General features: G+C 71.7%; 11 protein-coding genes. 4 read left to right on the top strand and 7 right to left on the bottom strand.

All coding sequences use genetic code 11. The annotated features are described in order from the left end of the window. The first annotated feature begins 1 nt into the window (after position 1). The 3 genes from AB0M08_RS39060 (at position 2) to gatB (ending at position 3504) form a co-directional block, all read left to right on the top strand. The gene (locus tag AB0M08_RS39060) at positions 2–1306 is read left to right on the top strand and encodes an AAA family ATPase (protein WP_364504995.1); all 1305 of its coding nucleotides are present in this window, start codon (positions 2–4) and stop codon (positions 1304–1306) included. Further along, complete coding sequence (locus AB0M08_RS39065; RefSeq protein ID WP_364504997.1) at positions 1306–1935, top strand: hypothetical protein; 630 nt, start codon at positions 1306–1308, stop codon at positions 1933–1935. The genes AB0M08_RS39060 and AB0M08_RS39065 overlap by 1 nt, the downstream gene beginning before the upstream one ends. Before the next feature lie 75 nt (positions 1936–2010). Beyond that, a complete protein-coding gene (gene gatB / locus AB0M08_RS39070; RefSeq protein WP_364505027.1) occupies positions 2011–3504 on the top strand; it encodes an Asp-tRNA(Asn)/Glu-tRNA(Gln) amidotransferase subunit GatB in 1494 nt (497 codons plus the stop codon). 53 nt (positions 3505–3557) lie between these two features. On the opposite strand, the gene AB0M08_RS39075 is transcribed toward gatB, so the two are convergent. The 4 genes from AB0M08_RS39075 to AB0M08_RS39090 form a co-directional block, all read right to left on the bottom strand. Beyond that, the gene (locus tag AB0M08_RS39075) at positions 3558–4529 is read right to left on the bottom strand and encodes a hypothetical protein (protein ID WP_364504999.1); all 972 of its coding nucleotides are present in this window, start codon (positions 4527–4529) and stop codon (positions 3558–3560) included. A gap of 72 nt (positions 4530–4601) precedes the next feature. After that, positions 4602–6242, bottom strand: a complete 1641-nt coding sequence (locus AB0M08_RS39080; RefSeq protein ID WP_364505001.1) for a metallophosphoesterase — start codon at positions 6240–6242, stop codon at positions 4602–4604. A gap of 48 nt (positions 6243–6290) precedes the next feature. After that, a complete protein-coding gene (locus AB0M08_RS39085; RefSeq protein WP_364505029.1) occupies positions 6291–7451 on the bottom strand; it encodes a PQQ-dependent sugar dehydrogenase in 1161 nt (386 codons plus the stop codon). A 98-nt stretch (positions 7452–7549) separates the two neighbouring features. Next, positions 7550–7951: a PH domain-containing protein gene (locus AB0M08_RS39090; RefSeq protein ID WP_364505003.1), complete on the bottom strand. Its 402-nt coding sequence runs from the start codon at positions 7949–7951 to the stop codon at positions 7550–7552. 168 nt (positions 7952–8119) lie between these two features. Between AB0M08_RS39090 and AB0M08_RS39095 the strand changes: the two genes are divergently transcribed. Continuing rightward, a complete protein-coding gene (locus AB0M08_RS39095) occupies positions 8120–10717 on the top strand; it encodes an EAL domain-containing protein (RefSeq protein ID WP_364505005.1) in 2598 nt (865 codons plus the stop codon). Here AB0M08_RS39095 and AB0M08_RS39100 read toward each other — a convergent pair. The 3 genes from AB0M08_RS39100 to ilvD all read right to left on the bottom strand — a co-directional run bounded on the left by AB0M08_RS39100 (position 10714) and on the right by ilvD (position 16267). Beyond that, complete coding sequence (locus AB0M08_RS39100; RefSeq protein WP_364505007.1) at positions 10714–13068, bottom strand: excinuclease ABC subunit UvrA; 2355 nt, start codon at positions 13066–13068, stop codon at positions 10714–10716. The genes AB0M08_RS39095 and AB0M08_RS39100 overlap by 4 nt on opposite strands. A gap of 56 nt (positions 13069–13124) precedes the next feature. Then, complete coding sequence (locus AB0M08_RS39105) at positions 13125–14141, bottom strand: LacI family DNA-binding transcriptional regulator (protein ID WP_364505009.1); 1017 nt, start codon at positions 14139–14141, stop codon at positions 13125–13127. A 278-nt stretch (positions 14142–14419) separates the two neighbouring features. Then, positions 14420–16267 carry a dihydroxy-acid dehydratase gene (gene ilvD / locus AB0M08_RS39110; protein WP_364505011.1) on the bottom strand — a complete coding sequence of 616 codons (1848 nt, stop codon included), beginning with the start codon at positions 16265–16267 and terminating at the stop codon, positions 14420–14422. Positions 16268–16319: the final 52 nt, after the last annotated feature.

The raw sequence follows: 16319 nt of genomic DNA on the forward strand, positions 1-16319 counted from the left end.
AGTGCTGACTCGTATCGAGATCGACGGGTTCAAGACGTTCCGCGATTTCGCCCTGGACCTGCCACCGTTCCTGGTGGTGCTGGGGCGGAACGGCGCGGGCAAGTCCAACCTGTTCGACGCACTCCGGTTCCTCTCCCGGCTGGCCCACGAGCCGCTGGCGAAAGCCGCTCCGCATGCTCGTGGCGAGCTGCCGGAGCTGTTCCACCAGGACACGGAGGGCCGCCGGGAGACGCGGATGCGATTCGCGGTCGAGGTGACGCTCGACCGCGAGGTCACCGACGACTTCGGCGCGACGGCGGCGTTGCCGGATACGCGGGTGCGCTACGAACTCGTGATCGAGCAGCGCTCGGCACGGCTGTTCGTCGCCGAGGAGTCCGCCCGCCCGATTCCTTCCGGGTCCGGTCGTGACCGGCCGTTCCTCGACACGGTCGGGACGACCTTCCTGATCCGGCGGGATGCCGAGGGTGCGGTGGTGTCGCTGCCGGCGACCGGCGCGGTGTCCACGGTGCTGTCGGTCATCGGCACGGTCAGCGAGTCGGCGACGCTCTTCGCGCTCAAGCGCGAGCTCTCCTCCTGGCGGCATCTGCACCTGGATCCGGCCGCGTTGCGGCGCCCGGACGGCTTCGACGACCCGGCGGAACTCGCCGCGGACGGGGCTCACCTGCCCAACACCCTGCACCGGATCGCCGAGACCACCGGGAGCGGGGATCGGCCGAAGGGCCTTCTCGGCGACATCTCCGCCGACCTGGCCGGCGTCATCTCCGATGTCAGCGGCATCCGGGTCGACGAGGACACGAAGCGGCGTCGCCGTGAGGTCGAGTTCCGTGCGCGGGGCGGCGGCGAGCCGGTCTCCGCCCGCGTCGCGTCCGACGGCACGCTCCGGGCCGCCGCGCTGCTCACCGCGGCCTACGACCCGGCGAACTCGGGCCTGCTCTGCTTCGAGGAGCCGGAGAACGGCATCTACCCGCAGCGTCTCGTCACCCTCGTGCGGCGTCTGCACTCGGTGGTCGAGCGGGCCGTCGAGCGCCGGTCGTCCGATCCCGCCGCGCCCCTGGTCCAACTGCTGCTGAGCAGCCACTCCCCGGCGATCCTGCGGGCGCTGGATCCGAGCGCGGACGCGGTCTTTCTGACCACGGTCACCCGGGTCTTCCCGGGCCGGTCCCGCAGCCGGATCACCCAGCCCCGGCTGATCGGGAGCGGGGAACGCCCGTCGTTGGCGGATCAGGACGCCCGGGATCCGAACGAGCGCCTGATCAGCCCGGCGGAGATCGCCGAGTTCGAGGTTCGCCAGGTGCTGGAGGCCTGATGCGCTTCCTCACGTCGGCCCTGATCGCCGAGGGAAACTCGGATGATCGTTTTCTGCCGTTCCTCCTGCGCCGGGTCCTCGAAGACGTCTGCGGCACCGAGTTCGCCGACTCCGTGGACGTCGACGCGGTCACCGCGCTTCGTGGGGGAGCACGACCGTCCACGGTTCCCGAGATCATCGAGTTGGTGCGTGGGCACCGTGGCGAGTTCCACCTGGTCTTCGTGCACCGTGACCAGGACGGCAACACCGACCGGGTGAACCGGGAGTGGATCGGCCCGTTGCTCGGCGCCTGGGATCCCGGCTGGCCGGAACGGCTGATCCCGGTGATCCCGATCCGCAAGACCGAGGCGTGGGTGCTCGCCGACGGCGATGCTCTCCGGGACGTGCTGGGTGTCCGGTGGACCGACACCGAGCTCGGCGTCCCGGCGCGACCGCGCGACGTCGAGAGGATCCCCGAGCCGAAGGATCCCATCGGCCGCCTGGTGAGGCGGCTGGCCCGGCCGATCGACGACTTCTACGAGGAGCTCGCCGAGTCGATCTCATTGGACGTGCTGCGGACGGTGCCGTCGTTCGCCGCCGTCCGCGATCGGACGACGAGCGCTCTCGCCCAGCTCGGCTATCGCCGGTGACGTGTCATGACACCCGTGCGAGACGCGTACGACCGGCCTATTAATCTAGGAATGTTGCCCTGCTTAACCGATCCGATGGAGCCGACGATGAGCTACAAGGAGATCCTCACCCGGTACGAGCCGGTGATCGGCCTGGAGACGCACGTCGAGCTGGGCACCGCGACCAAGATGTTCTGCGGTTGCAAGACCGACTTCGGCGCCGAGCCGAACACCCAGGTCTGCCCGGTCTGCCTGGCGCTTCCCGGCGCGCTGCCGGTGGCGAACCGGGCCGGCATCGAGGCGACGATCCGGATCGGCCTCGCGCTGAACTGTGACATCGCCGAGTGGTGCCGGATGGCCCGGAAGAACTACTTCTACCCGGACATGCCGAAGAACTTCCAGACGTCGCAGTACGACGAGCCGCTCTGCGTGGACGGCTACGTCGACGTCACCGTGGACGGCGTCGAGTACCGGATCGGCATCGAGCGGGTGCACCTGGAGGAGGACACCGGCAAGACGCTGCACGTCGGTGGCGCCACCGGCCGCATCCACGGTGCGACCGAGTCGCTGGTCGACTACAACCGGGCCGGCATCCCGCTGGTCGAGATCGTCACCAAGCCGGTCCCCGGCCTCGGCACGCTCGCTCCCGAGGTGGCCAAGGCGTACGTGGCCGAGCTCCGCGACATCGTCCGCTCGCTCGGCGTCTCCGACGTCCGGATGGAGCAGGGCTCGATGCGCTGCGACGTCAACACCTCGCTGAACCTGCCCGGCGACGAGTGGGGCACGCGTACCGAGACGAAGAACGTCAACTCGCTCCGCTCGGTCGAGCGCGCCGTCCGCTCCGAGATCATCCGCCAGGCGGGCATCCTCGACGAGGGCGGCAAGATCTTCCAGGAGACGCGGCACTTCCAGGAGACCACCGGTGACACGCGCGCCGGGCGCTCCAAGGAGACCGCGACCGACTACCGCTACTTCCCCGAGCCCGACCTGGTGCCGATCGCGCCGGACCCGGCCTGGGTCGCCGAGCTCAAGGCGAGCCTGCCGGAGAAGCCGAGCGTCAAGCGGGCCCGTCTCCGCGAGGAGTGGGGCATCTCCGAGCAGGAGATGCAGTCGGCCGCGAACGCCGGCGCCGTCGAGCTGATCGAGGAGACCATCGCCGCGGGTTCGTCCCCGGCCGGCGCCCGCAAGTGGTGGCTCGGCGAGCTGTCCCGTCGTTCCAACGAGCTCGGCATCGAGCTGGCCGGGGTCGGCGCGACCCCGGCGCAGGTCGCCGCGCTGCAGAAGCTGGTCGACGAGGGCAAGCTCAACGACAAGCTGGCCCGCCAGGTGCTGGAGGGCGTGGTCTCCGGCGAGGGCGACCCGGCCGCGGTGATGGCCGCGCGTGGCCTGGAGGTGGTCAACGACACCGGTGCGCTGACCGCCGCAGTCGACGAGGCCATCGCCGCCAACCCGGACATCGCCGCCAAGATCCGCGACGGCAAGGTGGCGGCGGCGGGCGCTCTGGTCGGCGCGGTCATGAAGACCACGCGGGGCCAGGCGGACGCCAAGACCGTCCGCGAGTTGCTGCTGGAGCGCCTCGGCGTCTCCTGATCTCTGGTACGCCCTCCGGTGTGTGAGGTTCGGGTGCTCAGCGCACCCGAGCCTCACACGCTGGGGGCGACGGCGACCACCGAGTCCGGGGTGTCGGTGGGGTACAACGCCCAGCGCAGCGCGGACCGCGCCTCGGCCAGGAACTCGGGGACCTCGTCCGGGCTGACCCGCCGATACCGGAGCTCCCCGCTCCCGGCCTCCTTGATCAGGCCGTGGAACTCCTCGGCTTCCGGCGCCGTCCACTCCTCGGTGCCCCCGCCCGCGGGCGGCTCGGGGAAGGCGGTGATCGTCGCGCCGGCCGGCACGGTGGCACGGACCGCGGCCGGATCGCCGCCCTTCGGCACGAACAGCCACCGGTGCTCCGCCTCGCCGGTGCTCACCAGCATGACCAGATCCTGCTCGTGGACGGTCTCCCGGACCTGCCACCACCAGCCGTCGTCGGCGACCCCCTCGGTGAACTCGGCGGCGACGATCGGCGGGTGCGCGGGCGGTCGTGGTGCCCGCGAGTCGACGATCGCCTGCCGTACCTGATCACGGATGGTCCAGACACCGAACAGCAGCACGGTGATGCCGCCGATCCGGACCGCCTCCTGGATCGCGTCGACCTGCAGGGCGAAGAGCGCGTCGGAGCCCGCGCCGGGGTCGTTCAGGCGGATCAGGAAGGCCGCGAAGACCGATGCGCTCCAGACCGGGATCGACCAGTGCCGGACCGGGGTCGCGGTGTCCGCGGGAACGAAGTAGACGAGCATCTCCCGGGTTCGGTGCCGCCACAGGTAGAAGCCGCCCAGGTAGGCGCCGAGCAACAGGAAGTGCAGCAGCTGGATGTCGGTGGGATTCTCGACGACCCAGATCAGCAGCGGTGAGACCGCCGGGTCGCCGGTCGACAGGTAGTGACGCAGCGCCAGGTCGCAGGCGAAGAGCAGGACTGCGAACCCGCCCGCCGCGCCGATCGCCGCCATCACGGCCCTGGTGCCGAACTCCCAGCTTGCCGGTGGCTTGAGCGCCGTGTCCCGGTTGTCTTTCATGGACTCTCCCCGTTGATCGATGCGCCCGGTGACGATGGGGAGACGTTAATCGATCATCGAGTACGGGAGGTCCTACCGTCCCGAGGGGCTGGACGCCGGGGAGGCCGACGCCGACGGGCTCGGGGTCTCGTCGGGGCCGACGCCGACGACGTTGCGCTGCATCTCGATGTTGGACTCGCCGGTGCCGCCGAGCTGGATGTCGTCGTACGCCTTGAGCTCGTGGTTCTCGTCGAAGTAGAGGACCGAGAGGGAGAGCGGTGTCGGCTCCTCGCCCTCCAGCCCGCGCAGCCCGGCGCCGCCGGTGGAGCCCTCGATCATCAGCCGGGTCGACATGATCGGCTCGGCGGCGGTGGAGGCGGACGGGGCGGGCGAGGCCGGCGCCGAGGCGGACGGGTCCGGGGTGGGCGCGACGGGGGCCGGGAGCATGCTCACCGAGCGCGAGTGTTTGTGCCCGGCCAGGACCAGCGGGACGACACCGGAGAGCGGCTGGGCCATCGCCGGGTCGTGGACCAGAGCGATGTCGACCTTCTTGCCGGAGTCGCGGATCGTGGTCGCCAGGGTCTGACCGGCCTCGGTGAGCAGCTCGACGCCGGCGTTGTCGCCGTTGGCGTTCGTCTCGCTCTTGTCCGGGGTGAACTGCGGGTCGCCGATGCCCGCGACGGTGACGCCGTCGATCGTGTAGAGCTCGTCGTCGAGGACGACCGCGTTCTTCTGCTTCGCCACCGCGGCCTGGATCGCGGTCGAGTCGTGGTTGCCGCGGACGTAGATGTAGGGCACGCCCACCGACGGGATCGAGGAGACGTACGACGTCTCGGCGCCGGTGCCCCAGTCGACCATGTCGCCGGTGTCGATCACCGCGTCGATGTCGAAGGTCTGCACCACGGTCCGGATCAGCCCCCAGGACGCCGGGTTCAGGTGCAGGTCGGAGACGTGCAGCAGGCGGGTGGTGTTGCCGGCCGGCTCGTACACCGGGAGCGAGGAGACCGTCGTGTAGAGGCGGCTGACGTTGCTGACGATCTGCTGGAGCTGCTCGGCGTACCGCCCGTAGTTGTCGGCGATCCGGCGGGCGTCACCGACCACCGCCGGGGCGTTGACCAGGAGCCCCTCGTAGCGCGGCTCGCTGATCGCGTCGGGGCGGATGGTGGCGGCGGCCAGACCGAGGCTGCCCAGCGCGGCGACCAGCGCGGTCACCCCGGAGGCGGCGACCCGGCGGACGTTCCGGAAGATCAGGGCGGCGGCGAGCATCGCGCTCAGCACGGCGAGCGCGACCAGCCGCAGGGCCAGCTTGGAGACGCCGTCCACCACCTCCTCGACCGCGCGGTCGCCGGCCGAGCTGATCGCCGTCGGATTGTCGATCAGTTCTTCGGTACGGCTCTGGTCGAGTGACCCGAGGGCCACCTTGAGATGCAGCGTGCCGCGGTGGCTGTCCAGGTGCAGCGAGCCGAGCGGAGGGATGCTCACCTCGGTGCCGCCGACCAGGGACGGCCGGATCGACATCTCGGCCTTGAACGGCCCGACGTTGATGTCGGCGTGCGCGAACAGCATGACGCCGATCAGCGCCGAGCAGAGGCTGACCAGGCCGACCGCGACGGCGACCCGGATCCGGTGAGCCCACCGGTGCCGCCAGACCCGGACACTCCCGTGGCCGACGGTCCGGCCGTGCCGGGTGATCGCCCCGCCGAAGGAGCGGAGTCGGACAAGCGCATCAGTCATCGGGGCCTCACCTGCCCCACCCGGTGAACCGTGAAACAGTCATCCCCGTCAACTCCGGCCGGCGCCACCGTCGGAGAAGACCAGCCGGATCAGACGGTCGTCCTCGGGGTCGGGCTCGCCGGCGTCCTCCTGGTTGGAGGTGCTCACCCAGAGCGAGCCGTCCGGCGCGGCGACCAGCGCGCGCAGCCGGCCGTACTTGCCGGTGAGCAGTTGCTGCGGGGTGCCCAGCACGGTCCCGTTGCCGGTGACCGTGAGCAGGTAGATCCGCTTGCCGAGCAGGCAGGCGGTGGCCACCATGCTCTCCACCGTGGCGACGCCGCCGCAGGTCGACTCCGCGCTCGGCCAGGACGCGAGCGGGTTCGTGTACGCCGCGTTCGTGCCCGGCCCGTCCGCCTTGGGCCAGCCGTAGTTCTTCCCCTTGACGACCACGTTGAGCTCGCCGTACTCGGGCTGGGTGCTGTCGGTGGCGTAGAGCCGCTTGTTCTGGTCCCAGGCCAGCCCCTGCACGTTGCGGAAGCCCGAGGCCCAGATCAGCGAGGCCTTGACCGGGTTGCCCGGCGCGGCCTTGCCCGCCGTGGTCATCCGCAGGATCTTGCCGCCCAGGCTCTTGGCGCTCGGGGCCTGCGAGCCGGATGGGGTGCCGTCGCCGGTTCCCGCGTACAGGAATCCGTCGGGGCCGAAGGCGAGCGCGCCGCCGTTCTGATCGGTGGAGCGGGGCAGGCCGGTGAGGATCGTCTGCAGGGAGCCGCCGAGCGTCAGCTTGCCGATCCGGTTGTCGCTCGCGGTGGAGTAGTAGACGAAGACCGTCTTGTCGGTCGCGTAGTCCGGCGAGACGGCGATGCCGAGCAGGCCGCCGTCGCCGGAGGCGCGCACCTCGCCCAGCCGGGCCGCCTCGGTCACGGTCAGGCCGTCGGCGTCGGACTCCGGGCCCACCTTGAGGATCCGGCCGGTGTCGCGCTCGGTGACCAGCGCCGCGCCGTCGGGCAGGAAGGCGATGCCCCACGGCACCTCCAGCCCCTTGGCCAGCACGGTGACCGCGACCTCACGCTCGTTGGGGTCGGCGCTCGCGGTGGCGGCGACGGACGGGCCGGGCAGATTGGGCGGTGCCCCGGCCTCGTCGGCGTCGGGCGGCCCGAAGCTGCACCCTGAACTCAGCACCAGCACGGTGCCGAGTGTCGCGACCGCGGCCCGGCCCCGGCGGAAACGCACGAGCAACACACCCCCTCAGCTTTGCTGCCGACCAGGGTAGCCGCGCTCCCTGACAGTTCCGCCCGGGACCGATCCACCGGCGTGGCTCGGGTCGCCGATCACTGCTCGGCCGGGGCCTCCGTGGTCTCGGCGGGCTTCTCCGGGGCGTGGCCCGCGGCGGCCAGGACCAGCGGCAGGTTCTCCCGGGTCACGCCGGTCAGGCGGATCGTGTTGCCGTTGTCGAGCAGCGCGGAGACCTGGCCGGACCGGTCCGGCGCCAGCTCGGCGATCCGGTCCCACGGCACCGTGGTGCCGCCGGCCAGCGCGCGGACCCGGAGCTCGTCCGGGAAGACGTCGGTGCCGGCGCGCCAGGCCCAGAGCAGGAACACGACCGGGATCAGGAGCAGCGGGGCCAGCGCCCAGGTGGAACCGGCCAGCGGGGCCGTGCCGACGAACGCGATGCCGGCCGCGACCAGCACAGCGCCGGACTTGCGGACACGGAGGACGGGACGACTGCTCACGTACCCCATCATCCCACCCCTGACCTGGCGTGTTCACGCAGGTCCGAGTTGACCGGCGACAGTCCATGGTCGACGATCCGGGTAGGGCGCCGTAACCGCGCCCGCGCCGGGTCGTTGACCGGGTGCCCGCCTCTTGTTCCCGCCCCGAACGCAGAGGACCTCGTCGTCGTGGCCGTGTCCCGTACGATTCCGCTCTCCGTCGCCTCGGCGGCGGCCGCGGTGCTGTGCGCGGGTGCCGGGGGACTGCTGCCCGGCGTCGTGGCGCTGGCAGCGGGAGTGGGCCTGGCCGGGCTCTCCGCCACCGTCGTCCTGGTCCGCACGGCACTGGCGATCCACCACGCCGAGCAGGCGTTCGCGGCTTGCCGGGGCGCCGGGTTCGTCGGGATGGGCGCGCTCGCCACCACCCTGACCATGCTGGTCCCCTGGTGGGCGCCGCCGCACATGATCGGCTGGTTCACCGCCGGGCTGGGCGTCGCCGCCGCCTGCTACGTGCTCGGCGCCTCGCTGCTGCCGGGCGCGGCCACCGACTGGAAGGTCCGGTTCCGGCGGGCGTACGACGGGGTCGGCCTGGGCGTGAGTGTGGGCTTCGCCGCGTACCTGATCCCGCCGGACGGTGAGACGCGCCCGGCCGCGGTGCCCGCCGTGCTGATCGCCGCCGGCGGCGTCTCGATCGTGGCCGTGGTGGTGCTCCGCGCCCGTCCCCGGGTCCGCCCGGCGGTCTGGTGCGGCACCGGCGCCGCGGTGGTGCTCGCCGCGCTCGGGGCGCTGGCCGACCTGCTCGCCCTCGGGGTGACCGGCCCGGCGGTCCCGCTGCTCGGCCTGCCGGTGGTGGCCGGGCTGACCGCCGCCGTGCTGGGCGGCGCGCGCCGCGACGTGCCGCTGCCGCCCGCCGAGCCCCGCAACCCGGACCAGTACCTGGCGAGCTACCCCCTGCTGGCGGTGCCGGCCGCCGTCGGGGTGGTCGCCGCGGTGTGGCACCTGGTGACCGTCCGCGACTTCGACAACGAGGCGATCATCTTCGGTCTCGTGATGGTCAGCGTGCTCGCCGCCCGCGAGGTGCTGGTGGTCCGGGACATCCGCCGGTACGCGGGCCGCCTGCGCGTCACCGAGGCGCACTTCCGCTCCCTGGTCGCCGGGGCCACCGACCTCACGCTGGTCCTCGACGAACGGCTGCGGGTCCGCTGGCAGTCCCCGGCCGCCGCCCGGCTCTTCGGGCTCCGCGACGAGGTGGTGGTGGGCCGGGAGTACCGCGAGCTGATCCACCCCGACGACGCCGCCGACGCGCTCGCGGTGATCGGATCGGTGCTCGCCGGTGAGCACGAGGGCGGCCCGCCGGTGCTGGTCAAGGCCCGGCTGCGGGACGGCGCCGCGCTGTGGCGGGACACCGAGTCGACGATCTCCGACCAGCGGGCCGTACCCGAGGTGGCCGCCCTGGTGGTGCACGTCCGGGACGTCGGCGAGCGGGTCCACCTGGAGCGCGCGCTGACCCGGCTCACCTATCTCGACCAGCTCACCGGTCTGGCGAACCGGCGGGCGCTGATGCGCGACCTGCTCACCCACCGCCGCCGGGCCGGTCAGCACGGCACCCTGCTCGTGATCGACCTGCACGGGGTGGCCGAGGTCAACGACGCCCACGGCCGGGAGACCGGCGACGCGGTGCTGGTCGAGGTGGCCCGCCGGCTGCGCGCCCTGGTCACCGGCGAGGACGTGCCGGCCCGGCTGGGCGGGGACGAGTTCGCGGTGCTGACCACCGAGTCGGCGGTTCCGGCGTACGCCCTCGCCACCCGGATCGTGGCGGCGCTCGGTGAGGCGTACCCGCTGCCCGGCTCCCGGGTCGAGCTGCACACCAGCGTCGGCCTGGCCGAGCTCTCCGGCGGCGACGACTCGGACGAGGTGCTCCGCCACGCCGACCTGGCCCGGCAGCGCGCCCGCCAGATCGGCCACGATCGCGTCGAGTGGTACGACCCGGACGTCGAGATCCAGCTGCACCGCCGGATGGAGCTGGAGCAGCAGCTGCTCGGTGCCGCCGCCCGCGGCGAGCTGGACCTGGTCTTCCAGCCGGTCGCGGGCCTGTCGGACGGCCGCCCGGCCGGGGTGGAGGCGCTGCTGCGCTGGCGGCACCCGCAGCTCGGCACGATCCTGCCGGAGGAGCTCTTCCCGATCGCCGCGTCCCTCGGCATCACCGCCGAGCTGGACGAGTGGGTCCTGGACACCGCCTGCCGCCGCCTGACCGGCTGGTCCGGCAACGACGACTTCTGGCTCTCGGTCAACATCGGCCCGCGCGAGCTGCTCACGGCCCGCTTCCCCGAGCACGTCTCCGAGACCCTTCTCCGGTACGGCCTGGCCCCGGAACGCCTGGTCGTCGAGGTCGCCGAGACCTGGATCGCCGAGGACGTCCCCGCGATAGTCGCCGCGCTGACCGGCCTCCGCAAGCTGGGCGTCCGGGCTGCCCTGGACGACTTCGGCTCGGGCCAGACCTCCCTCTCCCACCTGCGCCGTCTCCCGGTCGACATGCTCAAGCTGAGCGCCGCCCTGGCCGCCACCCCGTCCGAGGCGGTGTCGGGCGGCAGCCCCGCGATCATCGACGTCGTGGTCAGCCTGGGCAAACGCCTGGGCCTGGAGATCGTCGCGAAGGGCTTGGAGACCGCGGCCCACATCGACCGTGCCGCCGCCGCGGGTTGCCGCTGGGGCCAGGGCCTGGCGCTGGCGCCACCGGCCCCGGCCGAGCGGATCGAGGCCTACCTGGAGACCCACCGCATCGGTTAGCTCCCCACGTACTCGGCCAGGTGCCGCCCGGTGAGCGTGGACCTCGCGGCGACCAGGTCGGTGGGTGTGCCCTCGAAGACGACCAGGCCGCCGTCGTGGCCCGCGCCCGGCCCCAGATCGACGATCCAGTCGGCGTGCGCCATCACCGCCTGGTGGTGCTCGATGACGATCACCGACTTGCCGGCGTCGACCAGGCGGTCCAGCAGGGCGAGCAGGTTCTCCACGTCGGCCAGGTGCAGGCCGGTGGTGGGCTCGTCGAGGATGTAGACGCCGCCCTTCTCGCCCATCCGGGTGGCCAGCTTGATGCGCTGCCGCTCGCCGCCGGAGAGGGTGGTCAGCGGCTGGCCCAGGGTCAGGTAGCCCAGACCGACGTCGACCAGGTGCGTGAGGATGGCGTGCGCGGCCGGGACCCGGGCGTCACCCGTACCGAAGAATTGCTCCGCCTCGGTGACCGGCATGGACAGGACCTCGCTGATGTCGCGGCCGCCGAGGTGGTACTCCAGCACCGAGGCCTGGAAGCGCCTGCCCTCGCACTCCTCGCACGGGCTGGCGACGCCGGCCATCATCGCCAGGTCGGTGTAGATCACGCCGGCGCCGTTGCAGGTCGGGCAGGCGCCCTCGGAGTTGGCGCTGAACAGGGCCGGCTTCACGCCGTTGGCCTTGGCGAAGGCTTTGCGGATCGGTTCCAGCAGTCCGGTGTACGTGGCCGGATTGCTGCGACGCGAACCCCGGATCGGGGTCTGGTCGACGGCGACCACGCCGTCGCGCTTGGCGACCGAGCCGTGGATCAGCGAGCTCTTGCCGGAGCCGGCCACCCCGGTGACCACCACCAGGACGCCGAGCGGGATGTCGACGTCGACGTTCCGCAGGTTGTGGGTGGCGGCGCCGCGGATCTCCAGCTTCCCGGCGGGCGTACGGACCGTGGCCTTGAGCCGGGCCCGGTCGTCCAGGTGCCGGCCGGTGAGGGTGCCGCTGGCGCGCAGCCCCTCGACGGTGCCCTCGAAGACCACCTCGCCGCCCGCGGTGCCGGCTCGGGGGCCGAGGTCGACGACCCGGTCGGCGATCGCGATCGCCTCCGGCTTGTGCTCGACGACCAGGACCGTGTTGCCCTTGTCGCGGAGCTGGATCAGGAGCTCGTTCATCCGCTGGATGTCGTGCGGGTGCAGGCCGATGGTCGGCTCGTCGAAGACGTACGTGACGTCGGTGAGCGACGACCCGAGGTGCCGGATCATCTTGGTGCGCTGGGCCTCGCCGCCGGAGAGCGTGCCGGAGGGCCGGTCCAGGCTGAGGTAGCCGAGGCCGATCTCGACGAACGACGCCAGGCTGTGCCGGAGCTTGGCGAGCAGCGGCTTCACCGAGGGCTCGTCGAGGTCGCGGACCCAGGCGGCGAGGTCGCTGATCTGCATCCGGCAGGCGTCCGCGATGCTGATCCCCTTGATCTTGGAGGAGCGGGCGCCCTCGCTGAGCCGGGTGCCGTCGCACTCGGGGCACGTGGTGAACGTGATCGCCCGGTCCACGAAGGCCCGGATGTGCGGCTGCATCGCCTCCCGGTCCTTGGCCAGCAGCGACTTCTGGATCGCCGGGATCAGGCCGGTGTAGGTCAGGTTGATGCCGTCGACCTTGATCTTGGTGGGCTCCTTGTGGAGCAGGTCGGCCAGCTCGCGCTTGGTGTACTTCCTGATCGGCTTGTCCGGGTCGAAGAAGCCGCTGCCCCGGAAGATCCGGCCGTGCCAGCCCTCCATGCTGTACCCGGGGATGGTCAGCGCGCCCTCGTTGAGCGACTTCTCCTCGTCGTAGAGTGCGGTCAGGTCGAAATCGGTCACCGCGCCACGCCCCTCGCAGCGCGGGCACATCCCGCCGGTGATGCTGAAGCTGCGCCGCTCCCTGGTGGTGACGCCGCCCTTCTCCAGGGTGACCGCCCCGGCGCCGGAGATCGACGCGACGTTGAACGAGAACGCCTGCGACGACCCGATGTGCGGCTTCCCGAGCCGGCTGAACAGGATCCGCAGCATCGCGTTGGCGTCGGTCGCGGTGCCGACCGTGGAGCGCGGGTCCGAGCCCATCCGCTCCTGGTCCACGATGATCGCGGTGGTCAGCCCTTCGAGGACGTCCACGTCCGGCCGGGCCAGGTTCGGCATGAACCCCTGCACGAACGCGCTGTACGTCTCGTTGATCATGCGCTGCGACTCGGCCGCGATGGTGCCGAAGACCAGCGAGCTCTTGCCCGAGCCGGAGACGCCGGTGAAGACGGTCAGCCGCCGTTTCGGGATCTCGACGCTGACGTCCTTGAGGTTGTTCACGCGCGCGCCGTGCACGCGGATCAGGTCGTGACTGTCGGCGATGTGCGTCATGGCAGCCACGCTACGGGGGCGCACAGGCTGCGGCTTCTTCTTTCCTGACAGCTTTCTTACGTACGCGGCGGAGCCGTCGACCCCCGTGGCGTGAGATGCGCGGTCTGCGCCTTGACGTTCCCGACCTTCCGGCCGTCGATGGCGTGCAGCAGTTCACGGGCCGCCTGCGCGCCGTACCCGGAGACGTCCCGGCTGAGCGCGGTCAGCGGCGGGTGCACCAGGCTGCAGAGTGGCGAGTCGTCCCAGGCCACGATCGAGAGGTCGCCCGGCACCGAGAGGCCCATCTCCTGCGCCACGGCCAGCCCGGCCACCGCCATCACGTCGTTGTCGTAGATGATCGCGGTCGGCCGGTCGCCGCCGATCAGCAGCCGGCGGGTGGCCCGGCTGCCCTCCTCGCCGGTGTAGTCGGCGGGCACGGTGATCGCGTCCCCCAGGCCGAGTGAGGCGCAGACGTCGTTGAACGCGCGGGTCCGCACCTGGGTGTGCAGCAGGTCCGGCACACCGCTGACCCGGGCGATCTTCTGGTGCCCGAGCGCCACCAGGTAGCGGACCGCCTCGGTGATCGCGCCGCCGTCGTCCGACCAGATCTGGGTGACCGTGCCGGACTCGCCGGAGCCGCCGATCACCACGGCCGGGAGCTGGAGCTGCTGCAGGACCGGGATGCGCAGGTCGTTCTCGCGCAGGTCGGTGACGATCACGCCGTCGATCCGGCGCTCGCCCCACCAGCGCTTGTAGACCTCGACCTCCTGCTCGGGGGTGGCCACCACCTGCAGGGTCAGCGCGTACGACCGGGCACCGAGCTCGGCCTCGAAACCGCTGATCAGGCCCATGAACCAGGGCTCGATACCGAGGATCCGGGCGGGGCGGCAGAGGGTGAAGCCGACGGCGCGGGCGCGGGCGCCGGAGAGCGCGCGGGCGGCGCTGTTCGCGTTGAAGCCGATCTCCTGGGCGATCGCGATGATCCGCTTGCGGGTCGCGTCGGAGACGCCGGGCTGGCCGTTCAGCGCGTAGGACACGGCGCCCTTGGACACCCCGGCGCGCCGGGCGATGTCCGCGATCGTGGGCCGTTTCACTCAGTCTCCTCCGTCCGCGCCGCCGCTGTCGCCCCGAAGGACCCGCGTCACGGCGGTGCTGAGCTTAACGGCGCTGCCCCGGTCTGCGTCCGCCGTTCGCCCCGGAGTGTACTTGACCGGTTAAGCTGCACGCCCCGAAGCCGCCCGATCACGGTGACGGCCGGGTGATGTGACGGCCGGGTGATGTGACGGCCGGGTGATGTGACGGCCGGGCAAGCCGAGGGCCGGACCCCGCTGTCGCGGTCGTCCGGCCCCGGGGGCGTACGGGAAAGCGGTCCCTATTCCGGAACGCGGCGGTAGGCGCCGTCGCTGGCGCTGGTGGCCATCGAGGCGTAGGCGCGCAGCGCCGCGCTGACCGGACGCTGACGCGACACGGGCGAGTACGGCTTCGGGCGCCGCTCCTCCTCGTGGCGGCGCTGAGCCAGCTCGTCGTCGTGGACGTTGAGCGTGATGCTCCGTCCGGGGATGTCGATGGTGATCTCGTCGCCGGTCTGGACCAGCGCGATCAGGCCACCGCCGGCCGCCTCCGGGGAGACGTGGCCGATGGAGAGGCCGGACGTGCCGCCGGAGAAGCGGCCGTCGGTGATCAGCGCGCAGGCCTTGCCGAGCCCCCGCCCCTTCAGGAAGGAGGTGGGGTAGAGCATCTCCTGCATGCCGGGACCGCCACGCGGGCCCTCGTAGCGGATGATCACGACATCGCCCTCGACGACCTCCTTGCCGAGGATGCCGGCGACCGCGTCGTCCTGGGACTCGTAGACCCGGGCAGGGCCGGTGAACTTCCAGATCGACTCGTCGACGCCGGCGGTCTTGACCACGCAGCCGTCCGGGGCCAGGTTGCCGAAGAGGATGGCCAGGCCGCCGTCGACCGTGTACGCGTGTTCGACCGACCGGATGCAGCCGCCCTCACTGTCGGTGTCGAGCTTCGCCCAGCGGTTCTGCGTGGAGAACGCCTCGGTCGTCCGCACCCCGCCGGGTGCCGCGTGGAACAGCTCCAGCGCCTCGGCCGACGGCGAGGCGCCGCGGATGTCCCACTTGCCGAGCCAGGCGTCCAGCGAGGGGGAGTGCACGGAGCGGACGTCGGTCTTCAGCGCGCCGCCGCGGTGCAGCTCACCGAGGAGGGCGGGGATGCCGCCGGCCCGGTGCACGTCCTCCATGTGGTACTTCGGGCTGTTCGGCGCGACCTTGGCCAGGCACGGCACCCGGCGGGAGATCGCGTCGATGTCCGCCACGCTGAAGTCCAGCTCGGCCTCGCGGGCCGCGGCCAGCAGGTGCAGCACCGTGTTGGTGGAGCCGCCCATCGCCACGTCCAGGGCGACCGCGTTCTCGAACGCGCTCAGGTTCGCGATCGAGCGCGGCAGGACCGACTCGTCGTCCTTCTCGTAGTACTCCTTGGCGATCTCCACGATCAGCCGGCCGGCCTCCTCGAAGAGCGCCTTGCGGGAGGCGTGGGTGGCCAGCGTCGAGCCGTTGCCGGGCAGCGACAGGCCGATCGCCTCGGTCAGGCAGTTCATCGAGTTGGCGGTGAACATGCCGGAGCACGAGCCGCAGGTCGGGCAGGCCGACCGCTCGATGGTGTCCAGCTGCTGGTCGGTGACGTTGTCGTTGGCGGCGGCACTCATCGCGTCGACCAGGTCGAGCTTCTCGTGCACGATGCCCTCGATGGCGATCGTCTTGCCGGCCTCCATCGGGCCGCCGGAGACGAAGACCGTCGGGATGTTGAGCCGCAGCGCGGCGATCAGCATGCCGGGGGTGATCTTGTCGCAGTTCGAGATGCAGACCAGGGCGTCCGCGCAGTGCGCGTTGACCATGTACTCCACCGCGTCGGCGATCAGCTCGCGGCTGGGCAGGGAGTAGAGCATGCCGCCGTGGCCCATCGCGATGCCGTCGTCGACCGCGATGGTGTTGAACTCGCGCCCGACGCCGCCGGCCGCGGCGATCGACTCGGCGACGAGGCCACCGAGGTCCTTGAGGTGCACATGCCCCGGTACGAACTGGGTGTAGCTGTTGGCGATGGCGACGATCGGCTTGCCGAAATCGTCGTCTGTCATGCCGGTGGCGCGCCACAGGGCGCGGGCACCGGCCATCGTTCGACCGTGGGTCGAGGTCCGGGAGCGCAGCTCAGGCATGTCACCCAGTGTGCCACCGGTCCCGGCCCTCACGGCGAGTGACGTCCACAGC

Source organism: Actinoplanes sp. NPDC051851 (assembly GCF_040681165.1).
GTDB lineage: Bacteria > Actinomycetota > Actinomycetes > Mycobacteriales > Micromonosporaceae > Actinoplanes.

What these genes read in the sequence shown, in the direction of transcription:
- gatB (WP_364505027.1), top strand. Translation starts at nt 2,011, where the DNA reads ATGGAGCCGACGATGAGCTACAAGGAGATCCTCACCCGGTACGAGCCG.
- AB0M08_RS39065 (WP_364504997.1), top strand. Translation starts at nt 1,306, where the DNA reads ATGCGCTTCCTCACGTCGGCCCTGATCGCCGAGGGAAACTCGGATGAT.
- ilvD (WP_364505011.1), bottom strand. Translation starts at nt 16,267, where the DNA reads ATGCCTGAGCTGCGCTCCCGGACCTCGACCCACGGTCGAACGATGGCC.
- AB0M08_RS39100 (WP_364505007.1), bottom strand. Translation starts at nt 13,068, where the DNA reads ATGACGCACATCGCCGACAGTCACGACCTGATCCGCGTGCACGGCGCG.
- AB0M08_RS39075 (WP_364504999.1), bottom strand. Translation starts at nt 4,529, where the DNA reads ATGAAAGACAACCGGGACACGGCGCTCAAGCCACCGGCAAGCTGGGAG.
- AB0M08_RS39080 (WP_364505001.1), bottom strand. Translation starts at nt 6,242, where the DNA reads ATGACTGATGCGCTTGTCCGACTCCGCTCCTTCGGCGGGGCGATCACC.